Origin of the sequence: Salinivibrio sp. HTSP, from assembly GCF_003390965.1 — a bacterium.
Lineage (GTDB): Bacteria > Pseudomonadota > Gammaproteobacteria > Enterobacterales > Vibrionaceae > Salinivibrio > Salinivibrio kushneri.
Genome location: NZ_PXUD01000023.1, coordinates 14161 through 27280, shown reverse-complemented (window position 1 = coordinate 27280; position 13120 = coordinate 14161). Strand labels below are relative to the sequence as shown.

General features: G+C 48.2%; 17 protein-coding genes. 3 read left to right on the top strand and 14 right to left on the bottom strand.

What is annotated here, in order from left to right:
• Nucleotides 1-226: 226 nt before the first annotated feature.
• From C7A19_RS04670 to C7A19_RS04640, 7 genes are all read right to left on the bottom strand, one after another.
• Nucleotides 227-1150: a hypothetical protein gene (locus C7A19_RS04670; protein ID WP_116644316.1), complete on the bottom strand. Its 924-nt coding sequence runs from the start codon at nt 1148-1150 to the stop codon at nt 227-229.
• A gap of 420 nt (nt 1151-1570) precedes the next feature.
• Entirely contained in the window at nt 1571-1699 is a 129-nt protein-coding gene (locus tag C7A19_RS15810) for a hypothetical protein (RefSeq protein WP_255565805.1), read from the bottom strand.
• Between the two features lie 80 nt (nt 1700-1779).
• Complete coding sequence (locus C7A19_RS04660; RefSeq protein WP_116644315.1) at nt 1780-2139, bottom strand: hypothetical protein; 360 nt, start codon at nt 2137-2139, stop codon at nt 1780-1782.
• 495 nt (nt 2140-2634) lie between these two features.
• Complete coding sequence (locus C7A19_RS04655) at nt 2635-2847, bottom strand: DUF2897 family protein (RefSeq protein WP_116644314.1); 213 nt, start codon at nt 2845-2847, stop codon at nt 2635-2637.
• Nucleotides 2835-3530, bottom strand: coding sequence for a M15 family metallopeptidase (locus C7A19_RS04650; protein WP_116644313.1), 696 nt, complete (start codon nt 3528-3530; stop codon nt 2835-2837). The genes C7A19_RS04655 and C7A19_RS04650 overlap by 13 nt, the downstream gene beginning before the upstream one ends.
• Nucleotides 3530-4663: a succinyl-diaminopimelate desuccinylase gene (gene dapE, locus C7A19_RS04645; protein ID WP_116644312.1), complete on the bottom strand. Its 1134-nt coding sequence runs from the start codon at nt 4661-4663 to the stop codon at nt 3530-3532. The genes C7A19_RS04650 and dapE overlap by 1 nt, the downstream gene beginning before the upstream one ends.
• Before the next feature lie 38 nt (nt 4664-4701).
• The gene (locus tag C7A19_RS04640) at nt 4702-5046 is read right to left on the bottom strand and encodes an ArsC family reductase (RefSeq protein WP_069361108.1); all 345 of its coding nucleotides are present in this window, start codon (nt 5044-5046) and stop codon (nt 4702-4704) included.
• Between the two features lie 224 nt (nt 5047-5270).
• On the opposite strand from C7A19_RS04640, the gene C7A19_RS04635 reads away from it, so the two are divergent.
• Entirely contained in the window at nt 5271-5549 is a 279-nt protein-coding gene (locus tag C7A19_RS04635; protein WP_025740011.1) for a helix-turn-helix domain-containing protein, read from the top strand.
• Here the strand turns inward: C7A19_RS04635 and C7A19_RS04630 are convergent.
• Both C7A19_RS04630 and C7A19_RS04625 read right to left on the bottom strand, forming a co-directional pair.
• Nucleotides 5546-5926: a DUF1499 domain-containing protein gene (locus C7A19_RS04630; RefSeq protein ID WP_158012831.1), complete on the bottom strand. Its 381-nt coding sequence runs from the start codon at nt 5924-5926 to the stop codon at nt 5546-5548. The genes C7A19_RS04635 and C7A19_RS04630 overlap by 4 nt on opposite strands.
• 65 nt (nt 5927-5991) lie before the next feature.
• Nucleotides 5992-6336: a DUF2956 domain-containing protein gene (locus tag C7A19_RS04625; RefSeq protein ID WP_077456937.1), complete on the bottom strand. Its 345-nt coding sequence runs from the start codon at nt 6334-6336 to the stop codon at nt 5992-5994.
• Between the two features lie 121 nt (nt 6337-6457).
• Between C7A19_RS04625 and C7A19_RS04620 the strand changes: the two genes are divergently transcribed.
• Nucleotides 6458-6907 (top strand): DUF2919 family protein, encoded by a 450-nt coding sequence (locus C7A19_RS04620; RefSeq protein ID WP_069361105.1) that lies wholly within the window; start codon nt 6458-6460, stop codon nt 6905-6907.
• Nucleotides 6908-6975: 68 nt separating this feature from the next.
• Here the strand turns inward: C7A19_RS04620 and crr are convergent, their stop codons facing one another.
• The 5 genes from crr to cysZ all read right to left on the bottom strand — a co-directional run bounded on the left by crr (nt 6976) and on the right by cysZ (nt 11776).
• Nucleotides 6976-7485, bottom strand: coding sequence for a PTS glucose transporter subunit IIA (gene crr / locus C7A19_RS04615; RefSeq protein WP_069361104.1), 510 nt, complete (start codon nt 7483-7485; stop codon nt 6976-6978).
• 39 nt (nt 7486-7524) lie between these two features.
• Nucleotides 7525-9252 (bottom strand): phosphoenolpyruvate-protein phosphotransferase PtsI, encoded by a 1728-nt coding sequence (gene ptsI / locus C7A19_RS04610; protein ID WP_069361103.1) that lies wholly within the window; start codon nt 9250-9252, stop codon nt 7525-7527.
• A gap of 50 nt (nt 9253-9302) precedes the next feature.
• A complete protein-coding gene (gene ptsH, locus C7A19_RS04605) occupies nt 9303-9560 on the bottom strand; it encodes a phosphocarrier protein Hpr (RefSeq protein ID WP_069361102.1) in 258 nt (85 codons plus the stop codon).
• Nucleotides 9561-9877: 317 nt separating this feature from the next.
• On the bottom strand, nt 9878-10846 hold the full coding sequence (cysK, locus tag C7A19_RS04600; protein ID WP_069361101.1) for a cysteine synthase A: 969 nt from the start codon (nt 10844-10846) through the stop codon (nt 9878-9880).
• A gap of 171 nt (nt 10847-11017) precedes the next feature.
• On the bottom strand, nt 11018-11776 hold the full coding sequence (gene cysZ, locus C7A19_RS04595) for a sulfate transporter CysZ (protein ID WP_077456933.1): 759 nt from the start codon (nt 11774-11776) through the stop codon (nt 11018-11020).
• A 309-nt stretch (nt 11777-12085) separates the two neighbouring features.
• Here cysZ and zipA point away from each other — a divergent pair, with 309 nt between their 5' ends.
• Nucleotides 12086-13048, top strand: coding sequence for a cell division protein ZipA (gene zipA / locus C7A19_RS04590; RefSeq protein ID WP_116644311.1), 963 nt, complete (start codon nt 12086-12088; stop codon nt 13046-13048).
• Nucleotides 13049-13120 lie beyond the last annotated feature (72 nt).

Sequence of the window (13120 nt, the reverse complement as noted above, 5' to 3'; positions counted from 1 at the left end):
CAGTGATGTCGAGTAGGCGTTCACCGGTTTATTAACCGCTTACGAACAAGGTGATATTGTTTGGCGGGGCGAGCAAGCGCTGTGGGGCCATTACCACGGGCAATCACAACGGCACTGGCTCAGTTCTGTCAGATGTACTGCTGTGGAATATTGACTTCAGCGAGGCCAAATAAGGCCTCGCTGGTTAATATACTTCCGGAAAAGTGAAGATAAACCGATGATTGCATTATTGAGTTTTCTGACACATTGGCTGCCCACTGGAGTGATAAGTTTCGCACTGCCAGCTCTGCTTTCCATCAGAAATGGTTGTTCCGTTCACTTGCACTGTTTTCGCCGAAATCCCCTTAAATGAGTAAGGTTCAATACCGGCAAACCAGACATAATGACCATCCGAAACAAAATTACCTTCAAGCACTTTAAGCGCTTTCATATCAACGTCAGCAGGAAATTCCAGACTCCGCTTCCCTGCAATCAGAAACCCTTTTTTATCTGCGGCAGCATTAAAACTCAGACATTTAAAACTAAATGCATCCACATCATTGCGTAGCTCGCCGGAGTAATAGCTTTTCCCATCAATCGTAGCCCAACCTCGACAGTCTTCAGAAATTTTCACCTGATGTTGATAGGGTATTTTGACCGTTTTTTCCGCTACATAGAAATAATTTTTTGCATCATATCCGTGCCCGTAGGCACTCTTAAATGTTTTACCGTCTGCGCCTTTAAGTACCTTGCCGCTAATCAGTAAAATTGTATTTCCATTTCGGTAAAACGGATGACTCAGAGCCTGAAAATGCTCCAGGTCGATATCTACAGTTTGCTTACACAAAGCGAATGACCCTACATTTGTTACAAGGAAACTGCCTATGATACGTGCAGAGTCCGTATCCAGCCCGGTAGGTAACTGCTCTGCATTACAATAATAATTGCCAGAGGAGTAGCCGACAGCAATATCCTGCCCCTTATACAACAGCTGAAAATCTGCGGCTTTGGCATTTGCTAACGGCTGTGCCGGACGATTACTGAATCGTTGATAGATGACATTTTTTTCAGCTGTTTTATACGGATAAATCGACTCTGCGTGAGCACTGAATCCACTGGTTGCTACTAACACAGCGACAACAGGCAATGACTTGAAAATACGGTAATACATTGAAACCTTTAGATTGTTTGCGGGGAGTAAGTCACTCAATCATCACACATAGCAGAACAATTGGTTTCTTATTTTTTACTATTTTTCGATCTGCTCCTAAAATCTGACAGGCACAAGGAGAAACTTCTGCTGATCAGACCATCACAGAATCACTTTCATTGACTCACCACTGATCCGTTAATATCAGCCAGTTTTTATCTCTCTACCAAATCATTGCATCCCGGTTCTGTTCCCATTTTGCTTTGATATCTGCATCGTAATTGAGATCTACGATGCACAAGTTGGCGAAGCATTGACCAACGTGAAAGCGAGGAACAAAGTCATAAGACTCGGTATGCCTGTTAGTTACCGAGTTGAGCGATAGGATTTATTTCTCTGGGAACAGTGCGCTAGGTGAATGACTTGTTCAACAACGCCTCGCTAGAGTGATAAATTCAATGATTTAGGAAACAACGTCGGTAGTGTTAAAATGCCATCTTTACTGGTGAGGTCTTTATCTTCACGCAAAGCTTGCAAGGCGGCATCTATATCGGCTGTTGGTTTGGTCATGTGTTATCCCTTTTTAGTATAGTTGAACGAAATGACACAGAATTCTGAACAATACCTCACCGGAACTACGATGATCTCTTCTATTTACAAGTATCTGTTCGATTACTATCTAAAAGAAGTGTTTTTTCTGTAAACCAGTTTTTGGTGAAATCATCGACAGGGAACAGTTCTTTGTTATCAGCAGAGACTTTAAAAGTAAATACGCCGTTTGACTTTAGCACAACGAGCTTTTCATCGTTCTTCGCTGTCATTTCATACTTTCTAGGCGACATACCTGCATATGCTTTACCACCTTGACAGAAAATCACTTCTTCCATAAGAGAATCTTTGTCTTGATTGATATAAACACCCTCTAGCCAATCTTGTGCAAATGAAGCATTAGCAAACAAGCTCGCCACTAACAAAAGACACCATTTTTTACACAGACTTTTTTTATTCATGCTATTTAGATCCTAAAGACGTACTATACAGATTAAAGTTAATGAACTGCACTATTCATTTATAAGCATAAACCGTAAATTAATGCGAAAAGAAATATACCCCCGAGTAAAAATACTGTCAACGCGAGAACCTGAGCCAATGCTAATGAAAGACAGCCTGGGAGATAGACAAAATGAAAGATGCTCGAGTTAGTGAATTGCTCTGAAGGCCTTGATATTAGTGAGACTTCGAGTAAATTTTTTCACTCCCTCGCTTTCTATAGAAAAATAAAAAGGCTGATACCACAGCCTATTAATCCCTAAAAATTTTATCAAAATGGAACACGTTTATCATAATAGATATTAAGTTTGTCATCATGCACGTTACTGCGATCTCGTCCAATGTGTTTGCTTTGGTTGGGTCTTCACAGGAGTAGAGCGTAAACTTGGGTGAATGGTTCCATTGACTTGTTCAACAAACCAGGTCGCTGTAGCAACGAAGAGTCAGCCAAGCGCTTATTGGTCATCACGTTGATGGTACGGAGCTTTGTCTTGATCTGACTGTGCTTGTGCGTCATCGTCAGACGCTGAACGTTGATGCTTATCAGGCTTATCTTTATACTTAAGGCCAAATTTTGCGTTGGCGGTATATTTGAGTGCCATGATATTACTGACCACCACGGCAACCACGATGGCAATAATGACATAAGGGTTGGTTAGCCATTCCATTGTTCCACCTCGCACAAGTTAGTGACGTAGGTTGAATATATCCAATCCAACTGCTCAAGAATAGTCTCTTTACCACAAATAGGCGCATTGCTGATCGCGCTGGCAAGCATGTCTTGGCTCAATGCTGACAAGAGGGCGGCGCTGGTGGCGATATGGCTGATATGCCAAGGCTCTCTCGCAACCCCACCTTTATCTTCGGCATAAGGCAGGAAGAACCCCCACTTAGGGGCATGCACTTTGAGCCATTGTGAGAAGGCCGCTTGAGGGCCATCATCATATTCTGGTGGAATTAGCGCCAACCTTTGATCCGGCCCCAGTGCGCGCTTGTCATACACGTCTATGTCTGTGCCCCAATGGTGGCGGCTTGCCCCTGGCAAGGCTGACCAGCGCAGTATCGCTTTGACCCGCGCTGCCTCTGACAATGTTGACACATCTAACGGGCGACTCTCAGCATCTAACACTGGCTTTTCGCCATTAAATTTACCGTTCCAAATGGCTAACTGACGCGCAAACGAGCGATAGCCGCTGGCAATCATGAGCGTGAACCCCGCTTGCGATGCCGCCTGTTGTAGGGCGGCAAAGTCGGCGAATACCGCTTGGTGCAAGCAGGGCGCATTAGGTCGACTGTTAATCGGTGTTAGCGCGGAGGCGTCTTGCCCTGTGAGCTGTGCGGGTGTCGGCATCAAGGGAGTGCCTTCTCCAAGACCTTTTGATACATGTCAGTCAGCTTTTCTAAATCCGGGATGCTCACACACTCATTGACCTTGTGGATAGTGGCATTCACCGGACCCAGCTCAATCACTTGCGCCCCCATTTGCGCAATAAAACGTCCGTCGGAGGTGCCGCCAGTGGTCAGCAATTCTGGTGTTTGATGGTTCACCTCTTCCACCGCCGCCACCACTGCATCCAGTAACGTGCCTTTATCGGTTAGGAAAGGGTCACCACTGTGCGTCCACTCAAGGGTATAGTCGAGCCCATGGGCGTCTAAAATCGAGTAAACCCGCTTTTTGATGGTTTCACTGTCCAACTCTGTACTAAAGCGGAAGTTAAACTGTGCATGGCACTCCCCTGGAATGACATTGACCGCGCCAGTGCCGGCCTTGATATTGGGGATTTGAAAGCTTGTGGGCGGGAAAAACGCATTGCCTTTATCCCACAGTGTTTGCGCAAGCTCGGTGAGTGCTGGCATCGCCTGATGCACCGGGTTAGTCGCAAGGTGAGGGTAGGCAACATGCCCTTGTGTGCCTTTGACGTAGAGATCCCCTGTGATGGATCCGCGACGGCCGTTTTTCACCACATCACCGACATGGTGGGTGCTGGACGGCTCACCGACAATACACATGTCAATCTTTTCGCCGCGCGCCATTAGGGTATCGACCACACGGGTAGTGCCATTGATAAACGGGCCTTCTTCATCAGAGGTGATTAAAAACGCCAGTGAGCCAGAGTGGTCTGGGTGCTCGGCAATAAAACGTTCAACGGCCACAACCATGGCGGCCAGTGAGCCTTTCATGTCGGCGGCGCCACGTCCATGGAGATGATCATCAATCACCGTCGCTTCAAACGGCGGTGTGTGCCATTGTTCGTGCGGCCCTGAGGGAACCACATCGGTGTGGCCGGCAAAAGCAAACAGAGGGCCTTCCGTTCCCCGTCTGGCCCACAGATTGGTGGTATCTTCAAACACCATGGTCTCAATGGTGAAGCCCAAGGCTTCTAATCGCGCAATCATTTGATCTTGGCAGCCGGCATCTTCCGGCGTGACCGATTCTCGGTTTATCAGATCTTTCGCTAAAGCCAGCGTGGCAGAGTCAGTCATCAGGGTTTCCTTACAACAAAAATGAATCGGCTATCACATTACGCGAAAATATCAGCGTATTGATTCTCTTTGAAGCCGAGATAATAGCTACCTTTGTGTACGAGCAATGGGCGCTTAATGATCGCTGGATTATCAAGCATGATCGCGATCGCGCGGGTTTGATCTAAATTGGCTTTTTGCTCATCACTCAATTGGCGGTAGGTGGTGCCACGTTTGTTGACTAGCGCTTCCCAGCCGAGTGCTGAGACAAACGTCTGCAGCATTTGTGCGTCTAGGCCATCTTTTCGATAGTCGTGATATTGATAGTCGATACCTTGGTTATCCAACCACTTTAGGGCTTTTTTTAGGGTGTCGCAGTTTTTGATCCCAAATACAGTTGTCATGGTCTTATCGTGCTTGTTGGCAAAGGTTTAAGAGTGACACTGCTGGTTAATGAACGCAACACCTAGCGCGGCAGGCATGTGCGTCATTTGATGGCCCAAGAATGTGTGAAATGCGTAGGTAAATGCGCCTGCAGCACGTCGATTTGATGGCGTTTTGATCAAACGCAAAGCCTCTTAGTAGGCACCATGAATAATGGGATCATTCGTAATTGTTGGAGGTTCATATGGAACTCAACCCGGTATTTGCTCGGCGCTTGTATCTCGCCGCACTGGTAGAAGAGATGGAGCGCCCAAACGTGCCGCGTTTGATTGAGGCAACAGGCTGGCCACGCCGCACGATCCAGGATGTGCTCAAATCGTTGTCAGGGCTAGGCATTGATATGACATTTATCCAAGATGGCAAGCGCCATAACGATGGTTATTACCAGCTAAAAGACTGGGGCCCGTTTCGTCGCGATTGGGTCGAGGATAAAAAGCGAGATATTCGCTCTTATATCAACTAATACGCACCAGAGGGTGTGACTAATTTCGCCTCAATGAGTGTACGGCGAATAGCATCTGCACGCCGACGGTTTGCGCCAAAGTCGTAATAGCCGACACGAGAGGCAGAGCGAAGCGCAATCTGGTCTCCGTTGAGTGAGACTTCAACATCATCGACAAAGCGCAACACCCGGGTGGTGAAGCGTAAGTGTGCGTAGTTGTCTTGGGCTGAAACGAGTTCTGCATGGGGCATTGAGGCAATTTTCTCGACAATGTTAGCCAAGGCAACATCGGTGTTAGCCAGCCGCAAAGGCGCTAACTGAAACGTCGCGCGCGTGTCTTCTGTTGAAACACAATTAGGGCTGTCACCACAGGCAGTGACAGGCGGTTGTTTTGCCATGGGGCCTCCTTTTGAGCAGCCGAACAGCGTAAAAACGACAATGAGGCCGAGCAGATTTTTTCCCATTATGCCCCCACGAGTGCGTAACCAATAAATCCTATCCAGCTTACGACGAGTAAAAGCCAAGGTAAATGGCGGTAGCCTTTATCCTGTGGGGGTGGTTGAGAGGAAGACGCAGGCTCGCGAGGTTGTTCGTCGGTCGGTGTCGCCTTTTGCTGTTTCTTTCGTGCTTTATCCTGTGCTCGCGCCTTTGCCTTTTGTTCTTTTTTGTACTGCGCAATCCCTTTCTCAATCCCCTGAGCGATCAGTTTTGTCTGAGCCTTGGTTTGTCCGGGCTTTTGCGTGGCTTTGGCAACGCGCATGGCGTCTTGTTGCGTCTCTGGCGAAATCGTTGCTTTTGCTTTGGCCATGAAGGCTCCATATAACGCTAAATAAATGGCTCGCCCCTAGGATAACAAATTTTGCTTTTGCGCTTGCAGTTTTTATCGCATGTCGCCATGGTAAATGCGTGACTTCTCAATCAAAAATCTTATGGACACGTTTCATCATTTCGACGACAAAGGGTACATCAAAGCGCCCCAGATCGCCGTGTTGTGCCTACTACTGTTAAGTCGTGCATGGTGGCTACTGGCGATGGCTGGAGTGAGCCGAGAGCAGGGCAGCGAGCTGCTCGCGCTGGTTTATCCTGACACGTCTGCGTTTTATCTCAGCTTAGTGATTGGTTTAGTGCCGCTTGCGCTATTACTGTTGGTGGGAAACTGCGACAAGGCTCCTGAATGGTTAACACAGCATTGGCACTTGGGTTATTGGTGGGTATGGCTGTTGTGGACGTGGGAAGCCTATCAAGTGGCGCATACGCTCACGATGACGGGGGGACGGTTTGATTGGTTGCTTGCCTTGCATGGGCTTTGGTTAGTGTGGGCGAGTCTTTATTGGCTGAGAAGCCGGCGAGTGAAGCGCTTTTTTTACCAGTTCACATAAACAGGACAAGCATCGGGCATAAAAAAACGCAGCACGAGGCTGCGTTTTTCTTCACTAAGAAATCTGAATTACTTAGTGACGCGCAATACAGAGGTTTCGCCCACAGTGACGGCACCAGAGAGCTTAGTTAGCTCTTTGATTTCGTCCATGTTAGAGATAACCACTGGTGTCAGTGTTGATTTGGCTTTCTCTTCGAGCATGCCTAAATCAAATTCGATCACGGTGTCACCGGCTTTCACCGTTTGACCTTCTTCCGCAATGCGTTTGAAACCTTCGCCTTTTAGCTCGACGGTGTCGATACCAAAGTGTACGAACAGCTCAACGCCGTCATCTGACTCAATTGAAAAAGCGTGGTTGGTTTCGAAAATCTTACCGATAGTGCCGTTAACTGGCGCAACCATCTTGTCGCCTGATGGTTTAATCGCAACACCATCACCGACGATTTTCTCAGCAAACACAACGTCAGGTACGTCTTCGATGTTGACGATCTCACCCGACAATGGGGCGATAATTTCAATGGCACTTGCGTCGTTGCCGTCTTCAGACACCAACTTCTTCAGTTTGTCGAACAGACCCATAGTGTTGCTCCTAAGCAGTGATTCTTTGCTGATTGTATATTAGCAAGCGGTTTTTTCCGCAATAAATTTTTCGACATAGGCCTCGATTTCTGCCGCAGTTGGCAAAGTGAGTGCTTTGTCGGCCATCGCTTTCACATCAGCAAAGTTGGCATTACGGATAATCTTCTTGATGCGAGGGATAGAGATGGCACTCATACTAAACTCATCCAAACCCATTCCCATCAATAGTAACGTTGCTTTCTCGTCACCTGCAAGCTCTCCGCACATCCCGGTCCATTTACCTTCCGCATGTGAGGCATCAATCACTTGCTTGATAACCGTCAATACAGCAGGAGACAGTGGGTTATACAGATGCGAAATCAGCTCATTACCACGATCGACCGCCAAGGTATACTGAGTCAAATCGTTGGTGCCAATGCTGAAGAATTCCACTTCTTTCGCGAGGTGGTGAGCGATCGCAGCCGCGGCTGGCGTCTCAACCATCACACCGATTTCCAGATCGGCGTCGAAGTCGTGACCTTCTTGGCGCAGTTCTGCTTTGTAGGTCTCGATCGCTTCTTTAAGCTCTCGGATTTCTTCCACAGAAATGATCATCGGGAACATCACACGGATTTTACCGTGCGCCGAAGCACGAAGAATAGCACGAAGCTGATCGCGAAGAATTTCGCGACGATCGAGGCTAATACGAACTGCACGCCAACCCAAGAATGGGTTCATTTCTTCCGGCAAGTTCATATAAGGCAGATCTTTGTCACCGCCGATATCCATGGTGCGGATGATCACAGGATGGCCATCAATCGCTTTCGCTACCGCTTTGTAAGCTTGGTATTGCTCTTCTTCAGTCGGAAGCGCGTCGCGGTCCATAAACAGGAACTCGGTGCGATAAAGCCCCACACCTTCACCGCCGTTACGGTTTACGCCGTCACAGTCTTTGACCGTGCCTACGTTACCGCACACTTCGACTTGGTGACCGTCAAGCGTGATGGCTGGCAGATCTTTAAGCTTAGCCAGTTCCGCTTTCTCGGCGATGTGTTGGTCACGAATCACTTTGAATTTGCTGAGTTCTTCGTCTGAAGGGTTGACAACGATTTGGTTGTTAATCGCATCAAGCACCAGCATGTCGCCGTTTTGTATTTTGTTGGTCGCATCATTGGTGCCTACAATCGCTGGCAACTCAAGCGAGCGTGCCATGATTGAGGAGTGTGAAGTGCGACCACCAATGTCGGTGATGAAACCAAGCACATAATTCAGGTCAACCTGTGCTGTTTCTGAAGGCGTCAGGTCGTTTGCAACCAGGATCACTTCTTCGTTGATAGCGCTCAACGACACCATATTGATGCCAAGTGCGTTTTTGACGAAGCGTGAACCGATGTCACGGATATCCGCGGCACGCTCTTTCAGATAATCGTCGTCGAGTGACTCAAGCGTGACCGCTTGTTCTTCGATAACGCTATAGATAGCGTGATCGGCGGTCGCTAGGTTTGACTTGATGAAGCTGACGATCTCTTCTTCGAGTTCTTCATCTTCAAGTAGCATGATATGACCTTCGAAGATAGCTTCTTTCTCTTCGCCGAAGGTCTCCCTTGCTTTGTCCTTGATCGCTTCGAGTTGCGTCTTAGACTGTTCGCGAGCATCCAATACGCGCTGAATTTCTTGATCGATTTGAGACGCAGCAATCTTATCTTTATTGATAACAACGTCTTCTTCTTGCAGCAGCAGTGCTTTACCAAAAGCAATACCAGGTGATGCCAGGATGCCTGAAATCATAGCTTTACCTTACGTTTATCCAACTTAAAACCGATAGAAAAAGAGCCGGATTACTCCAGCTCGTCCATCAGTTTTACTAGGTGATCAACGGCTTGTTGTGCTTGCGCACCTTCAGCAGAAATAGTCACCATAGTGCCTTTGGTCAAGCCAAGGGTTTGAAGTTTAAATAGGCTTTTTGCGCTCGCGCTCTTACCGTTAGATTCAACAGTGATGTCAGCGTCGTAGCTTTTCGCTTCTTTAACGAACTGCGCCGCTGGACGAGTGTGTAGGCCGTTTTCTGCAGTAATCTCAACTTGCTTCTGATACATGATTCACCCCGTTTCTGTATTTTTTTAAATCTATGTATTAAATATAAGGTTAGCTTAACCGCTAACGGGCGACTTCGCTATCCGTTGACGCTAACCTAACCAAGAAATCGACCTGATAGCTTAATCCATGTCAATTTCGTGTCATCTTTTTGCCATTTTTGACCTTCCACTCATTAGGCGCGAGGGCTTTTATTTTGATGCGGAAAATAAAAAGGCAGACGTGTTTTACTAAAGCTTAATATAAAAATCAAACAAAAAAGGCCCAATTTGGGCCTTTGCGAATAGGGGGTTGTAAAGGCTTGTTGGCTAACCTGCTGTTACTGCTCAGTTTCCAGCTCGGTGAACATGCCAGCAAACAGTGGCGAGCTGAGATAACGCTCTGCTGCACTTGGCAAAATTGTGACGATCTTCTTATTTGCAAACTCGGGAAGCTCGGCAATTTTGTTAGCCGCAACCACCGCGGCACCTGAAGAAATCCCACCTAGGATGCCTTCTTCTTCCATCAGGCGGCGAGCCATGGCAATGGCTTCGTCTGAGCTGACAGACACCACTTGGTCAACAAGCGTGACATCCAAGTTTTTCGGCACAAAGCCAGCGCCAATACCTTGAATTTTGTGAGGGGCAGGTTGCACGTCTTGTCCCGCGATGGTTTGCGCAATCACTGGCGACTCGGCAGGCTCGACGGCGACTGTGGTAATGGCTTTGCCTTGGGTGTTTTTAATGTAGCGGCTGACACCGGTTAGGGTGCCACCAGTGCCAACACCGGATACAAACACATCGATTTCGCCGTCAGTGTCTTCCCAGATTTCAGGCCCAGTGGTCTTTTCATGGATTTCAGGGTTGGCGGGGTTGTCGAACTGTTGCAGCATCAGATATTTACCTGGCTCTGCTGCCATGATTTCTTCCGCTTTGGCAATCGCGCCTTTCATGCCTTTTGGTGCTTCGGTCAGCACCAGCTTCGCGCCCATGGCTTTGAGCAGTTTACGGCGCTCAAGGCTCATTGACTCCGGCATGGTTAGGGTCAGCTTATAACCACGTGCTGCCGCGACATAGGCAAGCGCGATACCCGTGTTACCACTGGTCGGCTCAATCAACTCGATACCGGGTTTGAGGGTGCCTTTTTTCTCTGCATCCCAGATCATATTGGCACCGATACGGCACTTGACGCTAAAGCTTGGGTTGCGTGCTTCAACTTTGGCCAGCACGTTTGGCTTCGCCACGCGGTTTAGGCGAACTAGCGGTGTGTTTCCGATGGTTTGTGTATTGTCTTCGTAAATCTTGCCCATTGTATCGTTCCTTCATGACACCGATTTTAATCACCCTCCAAGCATATCTCTGCTGCTTGGTTTTGAAAGGATCGGTTGGTTATATCTTATTGTGACATTAACCAATAACTGATTGGTTAAACGAAAAAAGCCCACATTATGGATGTGAGCTTTCGCGTAGACGATCACAGATTAATTGCGCCCCAATGAGGATTTGTGTTTATCCACCCACATAGCGGTTGCGCCGCATACTGCCGCAGGCATCACCAGTAGGTTGAGAAAAGGAGTCATGGTAAACAGCATGACTATTGCGCCAAAGCTAAGCGATGCGCCCCGTTGTTGGTTTAAGGTCTGGCGCATGGCGGGAAACGACACCTTGTGATTATCGAACGGATAATCACAGTATTGAATCGCCATCATCCACGCGCTAAACAAAAACCAGATAACTGGCCCCACGGTTTGTCCGACCGCGGGTATCCATAGCAGCAGTAAAAAGCCTAATGCTCTGGGGATGTAGTAGGCGAGTTTTTGCCACTCTCGTTTCATCACCCGCGGGATATCTTTAATGATACCAGCCAAGCCATCATCCGGTGCCCGTGTGCCTGACAGCTTTGCCTCCACATGCTCGGCCAGCAAGCCATTAAAGGGCGCGGCTATCCAGTTTGCCAGTGTGCTGAAAACGTAGGAGAACACGACCAAGATAGCAATCACCACTAAAGGCCAAATCAAAAAAGAGAGCCAGGACAACCACTCAGGTAGACTGGCCATCCAATGATCGATCCAGTCACCCACCTGCGAAAGCAAATAGATGAACGCGCCACCCAGCAGCAACACATTGATCAAAATAGGAATGATCACAAACCGGCGTAAGCCGGGTGCCATCATCAGAGAAAAGCCTTGGAACAGATAACCAGCACCACTTTGGGGGCGAGGGCGAGCATAATTCGCCATGATATCTCCTTGAGAACAATGTCGGTCACAACAAGCCGCATACATACGGTCGATACAAAAATAACGGTGTGCGCTATATTACGGGGGGAATCATTGCGATGACAACGACCCAATAATGGGAAAGTTTAACGATTTGTGTGTCTTGATTCGTTAAATTCTCCCCAACTTTTGATACAGTTAACTAAGTTGACCATTAACGCATTGCGTCAGCCAACGGGCCCCGCTTATGATCACACTAACCTTTGCAACCTGGTTGGCGTTGTGACATAAGTGAATCAAAACGCTGAACATAGATAGATTTGAGAATCGATGATGCAGGAATTGCGCCTTGTACTGATTGTGTTGGGGGCACTAGCAATCGCAGCTTTGCTTTTGCATGGCCTCTGGACAAACAAGAAAGAAAAGACGACCAAGTTTGGTGAAAAGCCGTTGGGAAAGCTGGATGACGACAGTGACGATCAAAAGTTTGACCAAGATGGTATTGGCGCCGTCAGAGTCGTCAGTCGCGCTAAAAGCGAAAGCGACAAACCTGTGCGCCAAGAGCCAGCGATGAACTTTGGGGAGAAACCTGACGTCGACCCCTTGTTCGCTGGGCAACCTGGCCCCCAGTCTGAACCTGAACAACCCCTGTATCCTTCAATGTCCGCCACTGACGATGAGCCTTCGTTTTCAGCCGCCACCCCGCAAGCGGCAAATCACGATAATGAAGAACCAGAGATGCCGCAGGCACACGCGACCATGGCTGATGATGAGCCATTAGAGCCAGCGCAAAGCGCGCGCCAAGGTGATACAGAGACGGTTGAGCAGGGCGAGTCGCAACACAGTGATGAATCGCCACAGGCGGATGAAGCCGCGGATGAGACAGAAGTGCTGGTTTTGCATGTGCATGCGAACAATAGTGACGTATTCACTGGCCTTGAACTGATCCCGATCCTTGAGCAATACGGTCTCCGTTTTGGTGATATGGGTATTTATCATCGTCACTCTGATCTGTCGGGGAGTGGAAAAGTCTTATTCAGTGTGGCCAATATGGTCAAACCCGGTACCTTCGATGTAAGCCATAGCGAAAGCTTTGAAACGCCGGGTATTAGCTTTTTCATGACCCTGCCGTGTTACGGTGAGCCAGAGCAAAACTTTAAGCTTATGCTGCAAACGGCCCAGCAAATTGCGGACGAGTTGGGCGGATTAGTGCTGGATGATTCACGCACCATGATGACCCCGTCACGATTGGATGAATATCGCGAGCGCGTCAAAGCCTTTATGGCCAAATAGCCTGCGCTAACGCGACCACGGTTTAAGCATACAGCGGGACATGGCTCCCGCTGTCTGTGATTTATCGATATA

What these genes read in the sequence shown, in the direction of transcription:
- C7A19_RS04670 (WP_116644316.1), bottom strand. Translation starts at nt 1,150, where the DNA reads ATGTATTACCGTATTTTCAAGTCATTGCCTGTTGTCGCTGTGTTAGTA.
- C7A19_RS15810 (WP_255565805.1), bottom strand. Translation starts at nt 1,699, where the DNA reads ATGACCAAACCAACAGCCGATATAGATGCCGCCTTGCAAGCTTTGCGT.
- C7A19_RS04660 (WP_116644315.1), bottom strand. Translation starts at nt 2,139, where the DNA reads ATGAATAAAAAAAGTCTGTGTAAAAAATGGTGTCTTTTGTTAGTGGCG.
- C7A19_RS04655 (WP_116644314.1), bottom strand. Translation starts at nt 2,847, where the DNA reads ATGGAATGGCTAACCAACCCTTATGTCATTATTGCCATCGTGGTTGCC.
- C7A19_RS04650 (WP_116644313.1), bottom strand. Translation starts at nt 3,530, where the DNA reads ATGCCGACACCCGCACAGCTCACAGGGCAAGACGCCTCCGCGCTAACA.
- dapE (WP_116644312.1), bottom strand. Translation starts at nt 4,663, where the DNA reads ATGACTGACTCTGCCACGCTGGCTTTAGCGAAAGATCTGATAAACCGA.
- C7A19_RS04640 (WP_069361108.1), bottom strand. Translation starts at nt 5,046, where the DNA reads ATGACAACTGTATTTGGGATCAAAAACTGCGACACCCTAAAAAAAGCC.
- C7A19_RS04635 (WP_025740011.1), top strand. Translation starts at nt 5,271, where the DNA reads ATGGAACTCAACCCGGTATTTGCTCGGCGCTTGTATCTCGCCGCACTG.
- C7A19_RS04630 (WP_158012831.1), bottom strand. Translation starts at nt 5,926, where the DNA reads ATGGCAAAACAACCGCCTGTCACTGCCTGTGGTGACAGCCCTAATTGT.
- C7A19_RS04625 (WP_077456937.1), bottom strand. Translation starts at nt 6,336, where the DNA reads ATGGCCAAAGCAAAAGCAACGATTTCGCCAGAGACGCAACAAGACGCC.
- C7A19_RS04620 (WP_069361105.1), top strand. Translation starts at nt 6,458, where the DNA reads ATGGACACGTTTCATCATTTCGACGACAAAGGGTACATCAAAGCGCCC.
- crr (WP_069361104.1), bottom strand. Translation starts at nt 7,485, where the DNA reads ATGGGTCTGTTCGACAAACTGAAGAAGTTGGTGTCTGAAGACGGCAAC.
- ptsI (WP_069361103.1), bottom strand. Translation starts at nt 9,252, where the DNA reads ATGATTTCAGGCATCCTGGCATCACCTGGTATTGCTTTTGGTAAAGCA.
- ptsH (WP_069361102.1), bottom strand. Translation starts at nt 9,560, where the DNA reads ATGTATCAGAAGCAAGTTGAGATTACTGCAGAAAACGGCCTACACACT.
- cysK (WP_069361101.1), bottom strand. Translation starts at nt 10,846, where the DNA reads ATGGGCAAGATTTACGAAGACAATACACAAACCATCGGAAACACACCG.
- cysZ (WP_077456933.1), bottom strand. Translation starts at nt 11,776, where the DNA reads ATGGCGAATTATGCTCGCCCTCGCCCCCAAAGTGGTGCTGGTTATCTG.
- zipA (WP_116644311.1), top strand. Translation starts at nt 12,086, where the DNA reads ATGATGCAGGAATTGCGCCTTGTACTGATTGTGTTGGGGGCACTAGCA.